The 18,292-nt window shown below is 69.3% G+C and carries 15 protein-coding genes, 2 tRNA genes and 1 pseudogene; 3 read left to right on the top strand and 15 right to left on the bottom strand.

The genetic code is table 11. From position 1 onward, the window contains the following. Nucleotides 1–212: 212 nt before the first annotated feature. The 4 genes and pseudogenes from ABIC28_RS23005 to ABIC28_RS22990 form a co-directional block, all read right to left on the bottom strand. Nucleotides 213–731, bottom strand: a complete 519-nt coding sequence (locus ABIC28_RS23005) for a DinB family protein (RefSeq protein WP_097212074.1) — start codon at nt 729–731, stop codon at nt 213–215. 9 nt (nt 732–740) lie between these two features. Then, nucleotides 741–1,971, bottom strand: a pseudogene (locus ABIC28_RS23000) (low temperature requirement protein A). A 144-nt stretch (nt 1,972–2,115) separates the two neighbouring features. Then, a tRNA-Ile gene (locus tag ABIC28_RS22995) sits at nt 2,116–2,189 on the bottom strand. Nucleotides 2,190–2,348: 159 nt separating this feature from the next. Further along, nucleotides 2,349–2,421 (bottom strand) — tRNA-Asn (locus ABIC28_RS22990). Between the two features lie 134 nt (nt 2,422–2,555). Here ABIC28_RS22990 and ABIC28_RS22985 point away from each other — a divergent pair. Then, entirely contained in the window at nt 2,556–2,795 is a 240-nt protein-coding gene (locus ABIC28_RS22985; protein ID WP_097212019.1) for a hypothetical protein, read from the top strand. Between the two features lie 11 nt (nt 2,796–2,806). On the opposite strand, the gene dnaG is transcribed toward ABIC28_RS22985, so the two are convergent. The 7 genes from dnaG to ABIC28_RS22950 are packed head-to-tail and all read right to left on the bottom strand — an operon-like array spanning nt 2,807 to nt 10,301. Continuing rightward, nucleotides 2,807–4,717: a DNA primase gene (gene dnaG / locus ABIC28_RS22980; protein WP_097212018.1), complete on the bottom strand. Its 1,911-nt coding sequence runs from the start codon at nt 4,715–4,717 to the stop codon at nt 2,807–2,809. A 16-nt stretch (nt 4,718–4,733) separates the two neighbouring features. Then, nucleotides 4,734–6,014 (bottom strand): deoxyguanosinetriphosphate triphosphohydrolase, encoded by a 1,281-nt coding sequence (locus tag ABIC28_RS22975; protein ID WP_354581048.1) that lies wholly within the window; start codon nt 6,012–6,014, stop codon nt 4,734–4,736. Beyond that, on the bottom strand, nt 6,014–6,691 hold the full coding sequence (locus ABIC28_RS22970) for a YdcF family protein (RefSeq protein ID WP_097212016.1): 678 nt from the start codon (nt 6,689–6,691) through the stop codon (nt 6,014–6,016). The genes ABIC28_RS22975 and ABIC28_RS22970 overlap by 1 nt, the downstream gene beginning before the upstream one ends. Nucleotides 6,692–6,742: 51 nt before the next feature. After that, nucleotides 6,743–7,357: a response regulator transcription factor gene (locus ABIC28_RS22965; protein WP_209926714.1), complete on the bottom strand. Its 615-nt coding sequence runs from the start codon at nt 7,355–7,357 to the stop codon at nt 6,743–6,745. Beyond that, nucleotides 7,354–8,514, bottom strand: coding sequence for a sensor histidine kinase (locus tag ABIC28_RS22960; protein WP_354581046.1), 1,161 nt, complete (start codon nt 8,512–8,514; stop codon nt 7,354–7,356). The genes ABIC28_RS22965 and ABIC28_RS22960 overlap by 4 nt, the downstream gene beginning before the upstream one ends. A 57-nt stretch (nt 8,515–8,571) precedes the next feature. Further along, nucleotides 8,572–9,357: an ABC transporter permease gene (locus ABIC28_RS22955; RefSeq protein ID WP_097212013.1), complete on the bottom strand. Its 786-nt coding sequence runs from the start codon at nt 9,355–9,357 to the stop codon at nt 8,572–8,574. A 2-nt stretch (nt 9,358–9,359) separates the two neighbouring features. Further along, the gene (locus tag ABIC28_RS22950; protein ID WP_097212201.1) at nt 9,360–10,301 is read right to left on the bottom strand and encodes an ABC transporter ATP-binding protein; all 942 of its coding nucleotides are present in this window, start codon (nt 10,299–10,301) and stop codon (nt 9,360–9,362) included. A gap of 489 nt (nt 10,302–10,790) precedes the next feature. Between ABIC28_RS22950 and ABIC28_RS22945 the strand changes: the two genes are divergently transcribed. Next, nucleotides 10,791–12,821, top strand: coding sequence for a TPM domain-containing protein (locus ABIC28_RS22945; RefSeq protein WP_097212012.1), 2,031 nt, complete (start codon nt 10,791–10,793; stop codon nt 12,819–12,821). Between the two features lie 39 nt (nt 12,822–12,860). Beyond that, nucleotides 12,861–13,601: an ABC transporter permease gene (locus tag ABIC28_RS22940; protein ID WP_097212011.1), complete on the top strand. Its 741-nt coding sequence runs from the start codon at nt 12,861–12,863 to the stop codon at nt 13,599–13,601. Here the strand turns inward: ABIC28_RS22940 and ABIC28_RS22935 are convergent. The 4 genes from ABIC28_RS22935 to ABIC28_RS22920 all read right to left on the bottom strand — a co-directional run bounded on the left by ABIC28_RS22935 (nt 13,591) and on the right by ABIC28_RS22920 (nt 18,236). Continuing rightward, nucleotides 13,591–13,980 carry an acyl-CoA-like ligand-binding transcription factor gene (locus tag ABIC28_RS22935; protein ID WP_097212010.1) on the bottom strand — a complete coding sequence of 130 codons (390 nt, stop codon included), beginning with the start codon at nt 13,978–13,980 and terminating at the stop codon, nt 13,591–13,593. The genes ABIC28_RS22940 and ABIC28_RS22935 overlap by 11 nt on opposite strands. 25 nt (nt 13,981–14,005) lie before the next feature. Next, a complete protein-coding gene (locus ABIC28_RS22930) occupies nt 14,006–15,142 on the bottom strand; it encodes an alpha/beta hydrolase (RefSeq protein ID WP_354581042.1) in 1,137 nt (378 codons plus the stop codon). A gap of 94 nt (nt 15,143–15,236) precedes the next feature. Then, complete coding sequence (locus ABIC28_RS22925) at nt 15,237–16,661, bottom strand: Ig-like domain-containing protein (RefSeq protein WP_354581040.1); 1,425 nt, start codon at nt 16,659–16,661, stop codon at nt 15,237–15,239. Nucleotides 16,662–17,414: 753 nt separating this feature from the next. Further along, complete coding sequence (locus ABIC28_RS22920; protein ID WP_209926722.1) at nt 17,415–18,236, bottom strand: polysaccharide deacetylase family protein; 822 nt, start codon at nt 18,234–18,236, stop codon at nt 17,415–17,417. Nucleotides 18,237–18,292: the final 56 nt, after the last annotated feature.

The following is an 18,292-nucleotide window of genomic DNA, read 5'->3' as shown; positions in this document are numbered from 1 at the left end:
CCGCGTCCGCTATATGTGATCGAGGTGACGGTGATCACAGCGGACACGATATCCTGAAAGTCGGCAAATTGGAACACGTTCTAGAAGGATTTCGTGCCATGGTCTAACGAAGTTAGAAAAGACCAGCACAAAGGGGGTTCCGGCGCCGACACCGCGGGGACTCCCACTCTGCCCCTGGCGCCGATCCGAGCCCCGAACTGGACGTGCGTCCGTCAGCCGCGGACGTCGTGCAGGTGATGGATCGGGTCGTGCACGAAATAGCGCGCGAGCGAGTCCACCGTGAACGCGGATCCGTCGCTGCGCAGCCCCCGTCGACCCCGGTCCGCGGGCGCGACCGTGGCGAACGCGTCCGCCACGGCGGCCGCGGCGGCACCGAGCTCGGCCGCGACCGTCGCCGGGTCCTGTTCGCCGTAGCGCTCGGCGACGGCCGTCTCGTCCTGATCCCAGTTCGCGAACTGCGGGTCGTCCTGCGCGAGCATCAGCTCCAGGCGTTGCAGGAAGATCCGGAACACGTCCCGCACGTGCGCGGAGTACTCCAATGCCGACCAGGTCTGCTCGTCCGGCCGCACGGCCACCTCGGGCCGCGCCAGCACCGCGGGCCAGGCCGCCGCGTTCGCGCGGACCAGGCCGGGTATGTCCTCGTACTCGACCGCACCGGCATCGAATCCGCAGTCGGCGCAGGGTCGCTCGAGAACCCAGGTCCAGTTCTTGGTGTCGGGCGGGATCGTCATGGGTTCAGGCTAGTGATCGCGCCCCTGGTCCGCGCGACCGAGACTGATGTCGAGAGCGCGCGCCTCGTGCGCATGTCCGACCCACTCGTAGCCGACGACCGTCACCACCGGCGCCAGCATCACCACGATCAGGCACCACGCCATCGAGACCCCCTGTGCGGCAATGACGACCGCGAGAAGCAGGGTCGCGCCGGTGCCAACGAGGAGGATCAGGTGGAACGGATCGGGCACCCGCACGAGGTAGGCGTAGAGCAGATAAATGGCGCCGATGAACACGGCGACGGGTATCGCCACGGCGAGCACCGCGGCCACCGCACCGACGTGCGCGAGATGCTCGATGTAGTAGGCCGCGACATGCAGCCCCGCCCCAACCGCCGCGAGCGACGCGAAGATCACGATGTGGCCGTAACCCCAGACGAAGCAACGGTTTCGGTACACCTCGAGTACCTCGGCCGACGGGAGCATGTAGTAGACCCACCACAGCCCGAAGGTGAGCCCGATCCCGGCCATCGCGACCAGAACCGCATCGAGCGTCCACCCCTGCCTCCCCACGACGGCCGAGAGCGACGCCACCGTGCCGATCACGCCTTCTCCCAGCGTGATGATGACCAAGAGCCCGTGGCGCTCGACGATGTGATGCACGTGCCACGGCGTCCCGCCCTTGTTCCGCTCGGCGATGACGGGTCCGCTGAGCTCGAGCAGCATGAGCACCGCGGCGACCGCGAACACCTCCTCGACGGTGAGCGGGGCGATGACCACCGCCACCCAGCCGACCTGGGCGATGACGAGCGTCACGGCGTAGGTCAGCGCCGCGGGGCGGTGCGTCGGATCGTGCTTCGCGGCCCGCAGCCACTGGAAGACCATGGCCACGCGCATCACGATGTACCCGGAGACCATCACGGAGTTGTCGAGCTCGACCCCGCGGTCGATCGAGGCGAACATCTGCGGCAGACCGAGCGCGAGGATCACCACCCCGACCATCTGCACCATCGTGGTGACCCGGTAGATCCAGTCATCGGTGTCGTAGGCGGACGCGAACCACGAGAAGTTGATCCAGGCCCAGATGATCGCGAACATCGCGAACCCGAACCCGGCGAGGCCACTCCCGAGGTGACCCTCCGCGACGAGGTGCGCGAACTCCTCCCCTGCGACGCCGAACGCGACGACGAACGTCAGGTCGAAGAGCAGTTCCCAACGGGGTCGCGGACCGGTGCGCCTCGTCTGGGTCGCGACCGACCATCCGCTGCACGCGGTGGGCGTAGTAGCGGGCGGTCCCCGCCGGCTCTTTGGCTGCGCTCATGGTCGGGCTCCCCTGCCAGGGTCCGCGAACGATCGATGCGGTGAAACCTACCGGCACCGCTGGCGCGAGGGGTGGCATCTCGAGTGGGGCGGGCGGGGCTCGAACCCGCGACCAATGGATTATGAGTCCACGGCTCTAACCGACTGAGCTACCGCCCCATGGGCCACATCAAGAACATCAGCGGCCCGCCGAAATGCTACCGGCCCCACTCCCCCCATTGTCCGCCGAGGGTGTCGAACCGAGGCGCCCGCAGCTGCATGCACCGCCGAACGCAAGAGGACCCCGCCACACGATGTGTGACGGGGTCCTCCCGGATGCTCCCCCGGCTGGACTCGAACCAGCAACCGTCCGATTAACAGTCGGAAGCTCTGCCAATTGAGCTACAGGGGATTATTCCGTCAGCCGTTCGTTTCCGTTTGGCTGCGGACAGACTTTAACCCATCCCCCCACCCAGGTACCAAATCGCCTGCCCGGAGGCCCATCAGGCAGACTGTTGAGAGGCTGGTCGGAGGAGGAAAGCAGGGATGATGCGCTTGTTGATCGCTGTCGGCGTCGGGTACGTGCTGGGGACCAAGGCGGGCAGGTCGCGCTACGAACAGATCAGTAAGGCCGCCAAGGCCGTGGCGGCAAGCCCCGCCACCAAGAAGGTCATCGACGTGGGCAGGCAGAAGCTCTCCGACAGCCTGAACACGCAGCCCCGCCTCGAGCCGCTCGAGGCCATCGACGCGGACACCACGATCTACGTCCCGCGCGACCGCAAGTAGGGGCGGACCCGCTACAGGTCGTCGGAGCTGTCCCCGACGGCCTGCTCGAGCAGGCTGCGCCGGTACTGCTCGAGCGCGACCAGGTCGCCGAACAGGGACATGTACTCGTCGGGCTGGTCGGCCTGCGACATCCGCTGCAGCTTCGACTTGAGGTCGGCCACCTGATTGCCCACCCACACCTCTTGCAGCCGGGCCAGCACCCGCGGGATGTACGCGGGCACGTCCGAGGCCCGCATCGGGTCCACGGCCAGCTCGGTGACCAGCGATTGCAGCGGCTCGGCCCGCTTGCCGACCGCATCCATCCACTCGGCCCCGCCGAGACCGGCGCCGGTCCCGCCCGCCGCCGCGATCGCGTCGCGCACCAGCGCGTACGCGGGATGGGTGAACGATTCGGACGGCAGCGAGTCGAACACCGAGCCGGCGATCGACGGGTACTGCAGGGCCGACTTGAGCGCCTCCCGCTGCGGCCACAGCGTCGGGTCCGTGGGGTTCGGCCGGGCCGGACCAGCGGGCGCCTCCCCGGCGCCCTGCTCCGGAACCCGGCTCCGCTCCTGCCGCTGCGGCCCGCGACCAGACCTCGGCGAGTTCCTGCGGGCCTCCTCGCGGACCCGCTTGATCACCGTCGGGATGTCGTCCCAGCCGATCCAGCCGGCGAGCTGACGGGCGTAGTCCTCGCGCAGCGCCTCGTCCTTGATCCGGGCGACCACCGGCACTGTCCGGCGCAGCGCCTCGACCCGGCCCTCGCCGGTGTCGAGGTCGTGCTCGGCGAGCAGGGATCGGATCACGAACTTGAACATCGGGATGCGCCGGGCGACCAGGTCGCGCACCGCCGCGTCCCCCGCCGACTGGCGCAGTTCGCACGGGTCCATCCCGTCCGGCGCCACCGCGACGTAGGTCTGCCCCGCCACCTTCTGATCGCCCTCGAACGCCTTGAGGGCCGCCGCCTGGCCCGCGGCGTCGCCGTCGAAGGTGTAGATCACCTCGCCGCGGAAGTAGCTGTCGTCCATCAGGAGTCGGCGCAGCATCGCCAGGTGGTCCTCGCCGAACGCGGTGCCGCAGGCGGCGACCGCGGTCTTGACCCCGGCCAGGTGCATGGCCATCACGTCGGTGTATCCCTCGACGACCACCGCCTGGTGACCCTTCGCGATGTCCCGCTTGGCCAGGTCCAGACCGAACAGCACCTGAGACTTCTTGTACAGCATGGTCTCCGGCGTGTTGATGTACTTGCCCGGCATCGTGTCGTCGTCGAACAACTTGCGGGCGCCGAAGCCGATGACGTCGCCGCCGAGGTTGCGGATCGGCCAGACCAGGCGACGCCGGAACCGGTCGATCGGGGTGCCGCGCTTACCGGGCGTGGCCAGGCCGGCGTCGATGATCTCGTTCGCCTCGAAGCCCTTGACCATCAGGTGCTTGGTCAGGGTGTCCCAGCCGTCCGGCGCGTAGCCGCAGCCGAAGGTGATCGCGGCCTGGCCGTCGAAGTTGCGCTCGGTGAGGTAGTCGCGGGCGGTCTGGGCGTCCGGTTCCCGCAACCGTGCCGCGTAGAACTCCTGGGCGGCCGCGTTGGCCGCCACCAGTCGCGCCCTTGTGCCGCGGTCGCGCTGCACGGAGGGGCCGCCGCCCTCGTAGGAGATCGTGTAGTTGAGCCGGTCGGCGAGCTGCTCGACGGCCTCGACGAAGGAGATGTGCTCGATCTTCTGCATGAACGAGTACACGTCGCCGCCCTCGCCACAGCCGAAGCAGTGGTAGGTCCCGTGGTTGGGGCGGGCATGGAAGGAGGGCGACTTCTCGTCGTGGAACGGGCACAGGCCCTTCATGGAGTCGCCGCCGCTGCGCTTGAGCGCGACGTACTCCCCCACGATGTCTTCGATATGAGTCCGGTCGCGGATGGCCGCGATGTCTCGTTCAGGAATTCGGCCGGCCACTCGAGCAGTGTAGGCGCTATCCCCAGCTCGCCTGAGCGCCGAGGCTCTGCTTGTCGACGCGTTCGAGCCGACTCTCGGTGTACGAGGCGATCTGGTCGACGATCACCCTGGTCCTGGCCGCGTCGTCCGCCGCGCGCCCCCAGGCGGAGAGCAGCAGCGGGTCCAGCCCGGACGGCGCCGTGCGGTGCAGCCATTCCGAGACCCGATGGATGCGGTCGCGCTGCCGGTCCTGCTTGGTGCGGTGCCCGGCGTCGGACATCACGTACCGCAGCGCGACGGTCTTGAGCAGCGCCACCTCCGCGCCGACCACCGGCGGGATCTCCAGGTCGGCGGAGTACCGCGAGAGCGGGCGATCACCGGCCACCCGGCGCGTCTCGGTCACCGCCGCGGTGGCGAACCGCCCGACCAGCTCGCTGGTGAGGTTCTTCAGGGCCACCGAGCTGGCCAGCGTGCCGTCGAAGCTGCCGCTCGCGCCGACCACCACCGGCAGCACGGACAGCCGCCGCGCGGCCTCGACCAGGTCCTCGACGATCAGCCCGCGGAACTCCGAGGCGCCCATCTCCGCCAGGGCCCGCTGCTCGGCGGGGTCCGCGAGCGCGCGCAGGTCGATGCGACCGGCGATCACCCCGTCCTCGACGTCGTGCACCGAGTAGGCGACATCGTCCGCCCAGTCCATCACCTGCGACTCCAGGCAGCGCCGTCGCCCGGGCGCGCCCTCGCGCACCCAGGCCAGGATCTGGGCGTCGTCGTCGTAGGCGCCGAACTTGGCGCCGGGCGACGGACGCGCCCACGGGTACTTGATCGACGCGTCGAGTGCCGCGCGGGTGAGGTTGAGCCCGACGCTGCGCCCGTCGCCATCGAGCACCTTCGGCTCCAGGCTGGTGAGGATCCGCAGGTTCTGGGCGTTGCCCTCGAACCCGCCGCACTCCGCGGCGACCTCGTCGAGGGCCTTCTCGCCGTTGTGCCCGTACGGCGGGTGGCCGATGTCGTGGGCGAGCCCGGCGAGGTCGACCAGGTCCGGGTCGCAGCCGAGGCCATCCGCGATGCTGCGGCCGATCTGCGCGACCTCGATCGAGTGGGTGAGCCGGGTCCGCGGGGTGTCGCCGTCCCGCGGGCCGACCACCTGGGTCTTGTCGGCGAGCCGACGCAGCGCCGCGCAGTGCAGCACCCGGGCCCGGTCCCGCGAGAAGTCGGTGCGCCGGGCCGAGGTGCCGGGCAGCCCGCCGCTCTTCGGCGCCTCCGCCACCCGCCGCTCCAGGTCGTGCTCGGTGTAGTCCGCCACCGGATCCTGCGCCATCACTGTCCCGCGGTGTAGGGGAAGTCAGCGGAGAAGTGGGTGAGCTGATACCAGATCAACGCACCTGTCTCCCTTGCGATTCCGTGCGCCTGCGACTCCCGGGTGAAGACGGCGGGCCCCTGCCTGGTCGGCGCCGTCCAGGCCTCGAGCCCGGCGTCGCGGGCCATGGTCCTGGTCCGCAGCGAATGCCACGGATCGCTGACCAGGACGGCCGAGTTCATGCCGCGCTCGCCCATCTCCCGGCTCACGCCCTCGACGCTCCGCAGGGTGTCCGAACCCTCCTCGACGGCGATGATCCGGTCGCCCGGCACGCCGCGACCGATCAGATAGTTCCGCCCCGAGGCGGCCTCGGTGTAGACGTCGCCCTCCTGCTTGCCGCCGACGGTGACCACCGTTGGCGCGACGCCCCTGTTGAACAGCTTCACGGCCTGCTCCAGGCGCGCCTCGAACACCGAGGACGGCGTCCCCGAGTACTGGGCCGCGCCGAGCACGACGATGGCGTCGGCCTTGGTCGGGTCGTCGATCCTGGCGACCTGCCACACGCGCGCCGCGGTGCCGCCGACCAACAGCAGGCCCATCAGCACGGCACCGGCGATGGTGCGGCGCGTCCAGCGGGCAAGGGTGCCCCCGAAACCGAGCCGATCGGCTTCGCGCACGCGCACAACTGGTGAACTCACTCCGCAAGTCTGCCAGCCGCACGCCGCGGTGGGCGTCACGGCGCGCCCGAGCTACAACCATCCGAGCCGTTCGGCGGCCTTCACCGCCTCGGCCCTCGTCGTCGTGCCGGTCTTCCCGATCGCCGACGACAGGTGGTTGCGCACCGTGCCCTCCGACAGGTGCAGGGTCCTCGCGATGACGCCGGTGGCCGCCCCGCCCGATGCGGCCCTGAGTACCTCGCGCTCACGGGCCGTCAGCGGGGACGAGCCCGTCGCGAGGGTCTCGGTGGCCAGCGTGGGGTCCACCGCCCGTAGGCCCATGTGCACGCGGCGCACGGCATCCGCCAGCTCGCGGGCCGGGGTGTCCTTCACCACGAACCCGCTCGCGCCCGCGTCCATCGCGCGCCTCAGGTATCCGGGCCTGCCGAATGTCGTGACCATCAGGATCCGGCAGTCGGGGCACTCCCGGCGCAGCTGCTCGGCCACCGCGATGCCGTCCATGCCGGGCATCTCCACGTCCAGCAGGGCCACCTGCGGCCGGTGCTCGCGCACCGCGGCGAGCACCTCGTCTCCCCTGCCGACCTCCGCCACCACGGCCAGGTCCGGCTCTAGATTCAGCAGCGCCGCCAGCGCGCCGCGCACCAGGGCCTGATCGTCCGCGATCAGCAGGGTGATCGTCGCGGTCATTGCCCGCCCCACCTCGACTCGGCGCGGCCGACGTCCTTGGTCGCCGGAAACTCCGCACAGACGAGGAACCCGCCGGCCGGGGGCCGCACCAGACGCAGGACCCCGCCTGCCCGGCCGATGCGTTCGCGCAACCCGGCCAGCCCGTTGCCCTCGCCGCCGTCGGTGCCCGGTCCGCGCCCGTTGTCGGAGATCTCGATGGTGGACGGCGACAGGCGCACCTCGCACCGGGAAGCCCCGCTGTGCCGGACCACGTTGGTCACCGCCTCGCGCAGCGTCCAGCCGAAGATCTCCCGACGCGAACGCGGCACCTCCTCCACCGAATCCGGCAGCACGGCCTCGATGCCCGCCGCGGTCAGCGCCGAACGGGCGTTGGCCAGCTCGCCCTCGAGGCTGACCTCCCGCAGCCGTCCGACAGTGTCGCGGACGCCCGCGAGCGCCTCCCGCGCCAGCGACTCGATGTCGTCGAGTTCCGCACGGGCACGGTCGAGGTCCAGATCGAGGAGCCTGCGCGCCAGTTCGGACTTGACGGTGATCACGGTGAGCGAGTGTCCCAGGATGTCGTGCACGTCGCGCCCGACCCGCAGGCGCTCCTCGGCCACCGCCATCGCGGCCAGCTGTTCCCTTGCGGCGGCGAGCTGCATGTTCCGATAGATGACCTGCCCGATACCCCAGGACGCGACGGCCGCCACGATCATCTGGAAGGCCAGAAAATCCTGCGGTTGCAGCGATTTGATCAGCCTCGGCAGCGCGAACACCGCCGCCGCGAGCAGTCCAACCACCGTCGCCGCCCTGGCCGTCGGCAGCGTGATCGCCGCCATCGCCGCGATGTAGATGGCGAGCGAGAACGCATCCGAGCCGAGCGGGATCATCGCCGCGGCCATCAGCGCGGTGAGCACGGCCAGCCCGGCGTAGACGACCCGCGGCTCCGGCCGTGGCCACTGCTGGCGGATCCCGTCGATCACCCGGAAGACGACGAAGCTGCCGACGTACGCGACGCCGAACAGCCCGATCAGCACCAGCGCGAACACCCGCGCCGGCGGGTCGGTCAGGTGCAGGGCCGAGGACACCGGGTAGGCGAGGTAGACGAGCCAGATGGCGGCGAACAGGAAACCCATCCGCCCCGGGGCCCGCGGCTCGAGTGCACGCTGGTCGATCACGTCCATCACGCTAACCCCGCCGAGGCGACGGGGTCGGCCGATGGTCGGGCGTGACCATCAGACCCGCGCGGTGTCGCGACGGAAGAGCACAGTCGCCCCGACGACGAAGATCGCCGCCCACACGAGCAGGTTCACCACCGCGACCGCCGCGGTGCCCACCCCGATCTCGCCGAGCGGTGAACGGGCGAGGGCCGCAACGCCATAGGTCGGGAAGAACCGAGACACCGTCTCGAACCAGCCGCTCGGCGGGACGAACAGCCCGCCGGCGAAGGCGAGAATCGCGAGCCCGGGACCAAGGATCTGCATGACGTTCTCCGACGGAAGCAGATACCCCATGAACAGCCCGAACGCGGCGAACACCACCGAACCGAGCCAGGCCAGCAGGAAACAGCCGAGCCAGGCGGCCGCCGGCATGTGCGCCCCCAGCACGCCGCCGACCAGGAACACCACGCTCACCGACACCAGGCCGAGGGCCATCGCAACCGCGATCTTGGTGGCCACATACGCGCTGGGCCTCAGCGGGGTCAGCCGCAGCTGACGGCTCCAGCCGAGCGCGCGTTCGATCGAGACCATCGCCCCGCCACTGGTGGTGGCGAGCATCGCGCCGTAGACGGCCATCGAGATCATCACGTAGGCGGTGACATTGCCCGATCCGTAGGACTGCGTCGTGTAGTCGGACTGCACCCCGAAGATCGCGAAGAAGGCGGGGGGCATGACGAGGGTGAAGATCAGCGTGCGCTTGTTCCGGAGCATCCGGCGCAGCTCGAGCAGCAGGAAGCCGAGGCTGAACCCGCCCGCGACCGGGATCCTTCGGGCCGGCGGGGCAACGGTCGTGGTTGTCATGATCAGACTCCCTGGGTGACGTAGTCGGAGGCGGACGCGTGCGGTGCGGTTTCGGTGGTGAGCGCGAGGAACGCGTCCTCGAGTCCCTTCGAGGCGATCTCCAGGTCCCGGGCGTCGGTGTGCGTCAGCAGGTATCGGGCCACCGCATCGGAGTCCTTCGCATGCACGACGAGCCGCTCGCCGCGCAGCTCCACCTCGTCGACACCGTCGATGGCGAGCAGCCGACCCTGGTCGGCGCCGGGCAGGGTCGCGCTGATCACCCGGCCGGACGCGAGGTTCTTGATCTCCGCCGCGCTGCCATCGGCCACCACGCGGCCCTGCCGGACCAGCACGATCCGATCCGCATACGCATCGGCCTCGTCGAGATAGTGGGTGGCGAACAGGACGGTGCGTCCGCGACTGGAGTCCTCGCGCATGGCGTTCCAGAATTCGCGGCGGCCCTCGACATCCATGCCGGTGGTGGGCTCGTCGAGAACGATCAGATCCGGATTCGGCAGCAGTGCGAGCGCGAACCGCAGTCGCTGCTGCTGGCCGCCGGAGCACTTGCCCACCAGCCGGCCCGCGATCTCGGCGATTCCTGCCCTGGCCAGCACCTCCTCGACCGGCCGAGTGGTGGCGAACAACGCGCCGACGAGACGGACGGTCTCCTCGACGGTGAGGTCCTTGAGCAGCCCGCCGCTCTGCAGGACTGCGGACACCCGGCCAGTGGCGATCGCCTCGGCCGGTGCACCGCCGAACAAAGAGACGTCGCCGGAATCGGGAACCGCCAGGCCGAGCATCATGTCGATGGTGGTCGTCTTACCCGCACCGTTGGGCCCGAGAAAGGCGACGATCTCACCGGGCTGGACAGTGAGATCGAGTCCGTCGACGGCCTGCACGGGACGGCCGCCCCTGACGGCGAACCTCTTACGCAGATCTCTGAGTTGGATCGCTGGTGTGGTCATGCCATCGACCTTGCTGCGAAACCGACCGTGACGGACCTGTCGGACGTCACGATCCACCCATGACATCTGTCATCCCCGCCCGGCGATCGGCAGGACCGCCGGAACATCCACCCGGACCGCCTGATCCGGGTGCCGCGACGACGAACGCCCCCACCCGATCGTGGGGGCGTTCGTCAGGGTGCTGTCGTCAGCTGAACGACGTGAGCAGCTGAAGGAAGTTGGATCCGAGCAACGAAGCCATCTTGAACTGCGCCAGGATCGTTCCGATGATTTCCACTTCATCCTCCGTTTGTGCGTTTCCCATGGGATGTGACCTGCGCCACGGCATCGAAAGATAGCGCCAGGCCGTTGCCGCGCATACCCGCCACATGACCGGGGCGGGTACCTGTTTCTCCCGGGAAGCCCCGAACTCCGTCCCGTTCCGCGGCGACGGCGGCGCGGCCGTCGGATCACAGCGCGAATTCCGCCGATGCCGATAGATTCAGTGCCATGGCACTCGCACAGTCGCACGCTCGCGGTCGACACGTCTCCCACCGCATCTCGATCGCCGCGGCAACGGCCTCCGTGCTGGCGCTGCTCGGCCTGATCTGCCTGCCGGGCGTGGCGGGTGCCGAGGCGCCGTTCCGGATGCCTGGCCAGATCTCGGATCGGGTCGGCGCCCTCGACGACGTCGAGCGCGCCGACGTGCGGGCCGCGCTCGACGCGCTCTTCGACGAGCAGCACGTGCAGCTCTGGGTGACCTATGTCGCGAGCTTCGACGGCATGGATGCCGGGCAATGGGCGAGCAAGACGGCGCAGCAGAGCGGGCTCGGCGACACCAGCGCGCTGCTGGCGGTGGCGACCGAAGACCGCGCCTACGCCCTCGACCTGCCGCCGAACCTGAGCAACGTCAGCTCCGCCGAGATCGACAGCATCGAGCAGGACGCCATCGTTCCCGCTCTGCGACAAGATGATTGGGCCGGCGCCGCGATCGCGGCCGCGGGCGGAATCGACGACGCGATGAGCTCGTCGGGGTCCGGATCCACCGCCAAATACCTGCTCATCGGTGGCGGCGTCGTGCTCGTCGGGGCCGGCGGCGTGGTGCTGTACTCCCGCCGCAAGAAGGGTGAGCGGATCCGACAGGGCATCGAGGCGGCCAAGGACGTCGACTGGACGAACCCGACCGCCATCGCGGCCCTGCCGATCGAGACCCTCGATGCCAGGGCCAAGGAGGTGCTGGTCGAGACGGACAACGCGATCCGTACCAGCGAGGAGGAGCTGAACCTGGCTCGCGGCGAGTTCGGCGACCAGGCGACCGCGCCGTTCACCGCCGCCTACGACACCGCGAAGACCACCCTCGCCTCGGCGTTCACCCTCCGCCAGCGCCTGGACGACGACATCCCCGAAACACCGGATCAGAAGCGGGACATGCTGATCCAGCTGATCTCGACGTGCAGCCGGGCCGACAAGGAGCTCAATTCGCGGGTGACGGAGTTCGACGGGATGCGCGACCTGCTCCTCGACGCGCCCGCCCGTCTCGACGCCCTCACCCAGGACGTCGTGGAGCTGACCGTCCGGGTCCCGCAGTCGGAGACCACGCTCGCCGGACTGCAGAACGAGTTCCCCGCGCCCGCACTCGCGTCGGTGTCGGGGAATGTCGCGATGGCGCAGCAACAGCTGACGTTCGCCGACCAGAACATCACCGCAGGCCGTGAAGCGGCCGCCCTGCCCGCGGGTAAGCAGGGTCCCGCCGTCGTCGCGATCCGGGCCGCGGAGGGTGCGATCGCACAGGTCCGGGAGCTGCTCGACGGCGTCGACCACGCCGCGGACAACATCCGTACCGCCATCGCCACTCTGCACGCGGTCCTCGACGACGCCCGCAAGGACATCGCGGCCGCGTCCGCGTTGGCCCAGCACGGCGGCCCGCCCCTCGCGTCGGCAAAGGCCGCGACGGAGGCGGCGCTGGCACAGGCCGACGCCCTCAAGGAGAGCGACCCGCTCGGGGCGTTCAACGCGATCGTCAAGGCGGACAACGAGCTCGACACCGTGCTGGCCGCCGCGATGGACGCCAAGGAGCAGACCGAGCGGGCCGCGCAGCGCCTCGCCCAGGACCTCACGGTCGCCCAGTCGCAGATCACCGCGGCCAAGGACTACGTCAACACCCGCCGCGGCGCCGTCGGTGCGGAGGCCCGCACCCGGCTCTCTGAGGCGGAACGCCACTTCGACGCCGCCCGTCAGCTCAGCCAGTCCGACCCGGCGAAGGCGCTGCAGCATGCGAAGGCCGCGGGCGACCTCGGCGCCCGGGCACTGCGACTCGCGCAGGGCGACGTGCAGACATGGGAGGCGAGCAGGCAGCCACGGAACTCCGGGAGCAACACTGGCGCGATCCTCGGCGGCATCCTGATCGATTCGATGATGCGCGGCGGGATGAGCGGCGGCTGGGGCAATCGCGGCGGCGGAGGCGGCGGAGGCGGCCGCGGCCCCGGCTCGTTCGGCGGTCCGAGCAGCTCCGGACGGATCAGTCGCAGCGGGCGGTTCTAGGGCCCGGCCGATGCGGGCGCCGACGACCGGAGATCGGCCGTGAGCTCCGCGCTTGCGCAGCCCGGCCCGGCGCTGGCGGTCGTCTGTGTGGCGATGGCCGCGATCGCCGCTGTGGTGTACCGGGTTGCGGCACTTGACCCTCCGCTCACGGTGCCGCGGGCGGCGCTCCGGGGCGCTCTGCAGTTGGCTGTCGTCTCCGTCGTACTGGCGGCCGCGCTGCGGCACCTGTGGTCGGCGGTGGCCGTCCTGGTCCTGATGTATGTCGCGGCCTCGGCCACCGCCGCGCGCCGATCGGGCTCCGGCCGATCGGGCGGATGGCTGGCTCTGGCCCTCGCGGCCGGCATCACGGCCGTACTGCCGTTGATGCTGATCAGCGGGGTGGTTCCGCTGGAGGGGGTGGCCCTGATCCCGATCGGGGGCATCGTGCTCGGTGGCGCGATGACCGCCACGTCGCTCGCGGCCAAGCGCGCGCTCGACGCCATCGATCAGCGGCGCGGGGAGGTCGAGGCCGCGTTGAGCCTCGGCCTGAGCGTGCGGGACGCGCGGATGGAGGTGATCCACACGGCTGCGTCCGACGCGCTGCTGCCCGGTCTCGACCAGACCCGCACGGTAGGTCTGGTGACCCTTCCCGGCGCCTTTGTCGGCGTGCTGCTCGCCAGTGGATCGGCGATTCAGGCCGGGGCCGTGCAGATCCTGGTGCTCGTCGGGCTCCTGTTGGCGCAGACCTGCGCGGTGGCCGTGACGATGGAGCTGGTGGCCCGTGCCGCGGTCAGGCGCTGACCTCGATCACGTCGAGCGCCCGCTCGATCGCGTCGGCGAGGGTGCTGCGCTCGTCATCGGCCCACATGAACAGCCCGGCGACCAGCGCGGCCAGCACGGATGACGCGGCCACGCGTGCCACGTCGCCGGTCGCGCCGTCGGCGACGAGCTGCTCGATGATGGCGCGCTCGGTGTTTCCCGTCGATCGCCACACGTCCCCGCGGAGAGAGGGCGTGCTCGCCGCGATACGAATCCGCCGCCGGATCATCGGCGCATCGGGTTCGGGCAGCGTCCTCCAGGCCGCACGGATGCCGCGAGCAGCCCGGGTGAACGGGGGCAGGTCGCGTGGCTGCTCCGCGATCGCCGCCGTCAACACGGGGTCGTACCGATCGTCGAGCACGAGATTCTCCTTCGCAGGAAGATGGCTAGGCGAGCCCGAGCGAGCGCGCGAGGGTCGGCCACGCCTTGGATAGCTGGTTCTCCCAGTAGATCCAGGCGTGGGTTCCCCTCGGTTCGAAGTCGAACGTCGCGGGGATGTTCAGGTCCCGTAGCCGGGACTGGAGCCTGTGGGTACAGGCATTCGCCGCCGCCTCGATGGATCCACCGATGACCACCCTGCGGCTGTAGTCCGCCAGGTCGGGCGTCTCGTACCGGCCTGGCAACCCGGATGCCACCGAGACGTAGATGTCCTTGCCGCGCAGGGCTTCCGCATTGCGCAGTGAATCATGCGCAGCCCATTCCGGCCCGGCGAACTCGCCCCAGACATTCGCCGGGTCGCCGCCCCTCGACGACACCGTCGCCAGCACGCTCAGACGCCCCAGGCCATCGGTCGTCGAGTAACAGCCGCTGAACACCGCGATGCCGCGGTACATCTCGGGGTGCCGGGTGGCGAGCATCATCGCCCCCTGCGCTCCCATGGAGGCGCCCATCAGCGACTTGACACCGTTGGTCTTCAGCCGCGCGTCCATCAGGGGCGACAGTTCCCCGGTGACGAACGTTTCCCACTTGTGCAGGCCGACGCCCGGGTCGGCCCGGTCCCAGTCGGTGTACATGCCGGAGACACCGCCGTTGACCATCACGACGTTGACGTTCTTGTCCGCGAAGAACTTCGGCACTCCGCCCATGGTCACCCAACCGCTGGTGTCCTCCCCCGCGTCGACCCCTTCGAGCGCGTAGATCGAGGGCCTGGGCACCGAGTTGTCTCGCGGCAGCGCAACCTCCACGCCGACGGTGCGGCGCAACGCGGGCGAGGCCACCGTGAAGCGGACGAGCTGCTCGGACTTGCGCTCCTCACCGACGATTCCCGCGGTGGCGATGTCGTCGCGAAGTGCGGGCAACGGCGGGTGCTCGTTCTGGAGCGGACCGGGGATCGTCGACCCCGAACTGACGCTGCCCCCGCCGGAACTGGCCCCGCCACTACTACCGTCCAGGCTGCCGCTCGCGCTGCCCGAGCTTGCGGTGTCCGGTGCGGCCAGCGCGGATGGGGCGACCGGCAGGGCGACGAGCGCAGCCAGCGAGATGGCGACGACACCACTAGCAGCGCGAATCGAGCCGATGAACATGGCAATTCCCCTGGCAATCGAGGCGCCATGACGGCGCGTTCACGGATCGACGAACGCCCCCATCCGGCGGGTGAGGGCGTTCGTCGGTGTGCTGTCAGGAGCCGAGTGATCCGGTACCGAGTGATCCGGTGCCGCCGGGGTTACCACCCGGGTTACCACCGCCGGAGACGTTCACGCTGGCCGCGGCCGAGGTGGACGGCTTGTTGGCGGCGTCTCCGCTGTAGACAGCGGTGACGGCGTGCGCGCCATCCGCGGTGAAGGTGTGCTTGAGCGTGGCGGTGCCGTTGTTCACCGGGACGGCGTTGCCGATGTTGTTGGCGCCGTCCTTGAACTGGACGGTGCCGGTGGCGCCCACGGGCGCGACGGTGGCGGTCAGGTCGACGGCGGTGCCGGTCTTGGCGGTGGCCGGGGCCTTCAGCGTGGTGGTGGTGTCGACGATCACCGGGTCGGTGCTGACGGTCACGGTCGCCGCGGCCGAGGTGGACGGCTTGTTCGCGGCGTCACCGCTGTAGACGGCGGTAATGGAGTGGTTTCCGTCCGCAGTGAAGGTGTGGCTGAGGGTGGCGGTGCCGTTGTTCACCGGGACGGCGTTGCCGATGTTGTTGGTGCCGTCCTTGAACTGGACGGTGCCGGTGGCGCCCACGGGCGCGACGGTGGCGGTCAGGTCGACGGCGGTGCCGGTTTTGGCGGTGGCCGGGGCCTTCAGCGTGGTGGTGGTATCGGAGACCGCCGAGCCGACGGTGATCGTGGCCAGCGCGCCCGCACCCGCATTCAATGCCGAACCCTGCGCGTCACGAGGCGTGCAACGGGTCGGCGCCCACTGGTTGCTCCAGAAGAAAGTCGCGAGGGGCAGGAAGGTGTAGTAGTTCTCGTCGTTGTTGTAGCTACCCGCGCCACCGGCGGTGCGAACCTTCGGGGTGATGACACCGGAGGTACCGGCAACGACGGTGACGTCAACAGCGGGGAGCCGGAACCAGCTTTCCCCGTTGGCGTTGTCGCTGCCGTCGAGGTTCTTCTTGAGCTTCGGCGCCCGGATGCCGCCCTCGCTGTTGGTACTCGACGACGGACTGTTGCCGATCAACTCGTTGTTACCCGAGAGTCGCAGGATCGGACCAGCAGCGTCGGGGCTGCCCGCGGTGTTCACCCGCAGTACGCTCGGCGCCACGTTGTCGAGGTTGATCCCGGTACCGGCGACCACATTCGCACTGACAAATGTGGCGTTCGCAGGGATCTCGTAGTCCACCTTCAACCGGGAGACGTTGGTGGTCGTGGCACCGGAATCGCCATCCGGATATGAACTTCCACCCGGCTGGATGCGGTAGGTGAACGTCTCACCCGCCGTCACCGATGCCGGCGCGTCGACGGTCATCGACGTGTCGGCCACCTTGTGCACGGTGAGCATCGCGCTGGCCTGGCAGGCGTTCTTGAACGAGGTGGACGTGGGTGCCGCGGACGCGGTGCCGCCGATCAACAACAGCCCCACGGCTAACGAGGTGATCCGGAAAACAGGTACAGCCATGTGAAGTCCTCTCCGAGTAGTTGCGAGCCCGCGACTGGGGCGGCACTGCGCAACGCAGGTTGATCAGTTCCGCTCGCGTTCAAAGCAACTCGGAAACGGATGTAGGAGCAACTGTGTCCTGCGCCACACCATGGAAAGGTAACGCCGGGCGAACACCGGGGATACCGGCTATATGACGGGGGGAAGTACCTGTCTTCGCCCGCGCTCCCAGGGAGGGCGTGAATCGTCATCGGTGCTGGCAACTCCCGGATCCCTGACCGGTGGCGTGACAACTAGCTGTGGTGACAGCAGAGCCCGATCGTGGTCATTGAAGTTGGTATTTGTTCGGTCGGCGGCGGGTTCGCGGGCCCGGATCCGTGTCCGGGTCGCGACCGGTAGGGAGGCGCGCGCTTGACGACTGACGAGCAGACGTGAGCGAGGAGTCGTCGCCGCGGGCCCGTCCGGGCGTTGTCGCGTCAGGCAGACGGTGCGGACCGGTGCGAACCCGCACGCCGTGAGGGCTGGCCGGCGCCCTATCCTGCGTTCTGAGCGGCCAGGTTTCGCGCCACCTCGGCCTGCCACACGTCGTTCGCGCGCGGTATCGATCTCGTATTCGTAGCGCGCGCTCATCTCTGGGGTCACGTCGCAGACGCCGACGTAGAACTACGGTCGCAGCTGTGGCAGCAGCGAGGGCCTAGTTTTCCTTGATCCTGTTGTGGGTGAGAGTGATCCGTATCCGTGCAGTGTGGGTTGGTAGGTCGGTAGGTGGTGATGTCAGCTAGTGAAGATGTCGTTGAGGGTGACCATCGCCAGGTTCCGGTCACGGATGATGTCGAGGAGTTCGCCGTAGACGTGGGTGACCGGCGGATGGTTCGCGTGTCCGATGATGATCGTCTGGGGGTTGAAGTACCTGTGCGCGCATTCGAGCAGGTATTGCTCTGTGATCAGACCGGAGTCGGACAATGAGCCGTACCAGAGGGTGGGGACGGTGTATCCGTGGTCCGCGGCGATGTCGTCGACGGTGCTGTTGCGGTATCCGAACGGGGGTCGGTAGTAGGGGGTGCCGTCGACGCCAAAGGTGTTGCGCAGGAACGCCTTGGTGCGAGCGAACTGCGACGAGATCGCAGTGGCGGACAATGACGTCAAGTCGGGGTGGTCCCAGGTGTGGTTGGCCAGCTGGATCTGGCCGGACTCGACCAGCGGGCGGAGTTCCGCCTTGTGATCGGTCCACGAGTCGTAGACGCCGGTGACGAAGAAGGTGAAACGGGCGCCGCTGTCGCGTGCGAATCGGATGTAGGCGCCGACGACCTCGGAGCTCGCCCCGTCATCGACGGTCAGTGCCAGATTGTTGCCCTGGCCAGGAATGGCGGTGACCGCTCCGCCGGGGACGGGCACCCGCGCGGACCGGGGTGGCGGACCTTGTAGCGGAGCTGGCTGGGTGCTGCTCGGCGACGTTGCTGGTGCCGGGGCGGCTGGCTCTGCTGGTGTCGCCGTCCCCAGTTGGGCGGAGGAGGTCGGCGCGCAACCGGAGCTGACTGCGCTTGCCGCGGCGAACATGGCCAGGAAGGACCGTCTGTCGAATTGTGGTTGAAACATGTTGTGGTTATGGACCTTCGATGTTGTGGCGTGCGGGCCAACTCGGGATCGATGAC

This window comes from Rhodococcus sp. PvR044, assembly GCF_040548995.1.
GTDB lineage: Bacteria > Actinomycetota > Actinomycetes > Mycobacteriales > Mycobacteriaceae > Rhodococcus_G > Rhodococcus_G oryzae.
Note: the sequence above shows the minus strand (reverse complement) of the source record. Positions and strands in the feature narration are given on the sequence as shown.

Bases quoted from the DNA above. Each gene is read 5' to 3' on its own strand.
- ABIC28_RS23005 (WP_097212074.1), bottom strand. From the start codon at position 731: ATGACGATCCCGCCCGACACCAAGAACTGGACCTGGGTTCTCGAGCGA.
- ABIC28_RS22985 (WP_097212019.1), top strand. From the start codon at position 2,556: ATGATGCGCTTGTTGATCGCTGTCGGCGTCGGGTACGTGCTGGGGACC.
- ABIC28_RS22975 (WP_354581048.1), bottom strand. From the start codon at position 6,014: ATGGCGCAGGATCCGGTGGCGGACTACACCGAGCACGACCTGGAGCGG.
- ABIC28_RS22965 (WP_209926714.1), bottom strand. From the start codon at position 7,357: ATGACCGCGACGATCACCCTGCTGATCGCGGACGATCAGGCCCTGGTG.
- ABIC28_RS22955 (WP_097212013.1), bottom strand. From the start codon at position 9,357: ATGACAACCACGACCGTTGCCCCGCCGGCCCGAAGGATCCCGGTCGCG.
- ABIC28_RS22950 (WP_097212201.1), bottom strand. From the start codon at position 10,301: ATGACCACACCAGCGATCCAACTCAGAGATCTGCGTAAGAGGTTCGCC.
- ABIC28_RS22945 (WP_097212012.1), top strand. From the start codon at position 10,791: ATGGCACTCGCACAGTCGCACGCTCGCGGTCGACACGTCTCCCACCGC.
- ABIC28_RS22930 (WP_354581042.1), bottom strand. From the start codon at position 15,142: ATGTTCATCGGCTCGATTCGCGCTGCTAGTGGTGTCGTCGCCATCTCG.
- ABIC28_RS22925 (WP_354581040.1), bottom strand. From the start codon at position 16,661: ATGGCTGTACCTGTTTTCCGGATCACCTCGTTAGCCGTGGGGCTGTTG.
- ABIC28_RS22920 (WP_209926722.1), bottom strand. From the start codon at position 18,236: ATGTTTCAACCACAATTCGACAGACGGTCCTTCCTGGCCATGTTCGCC.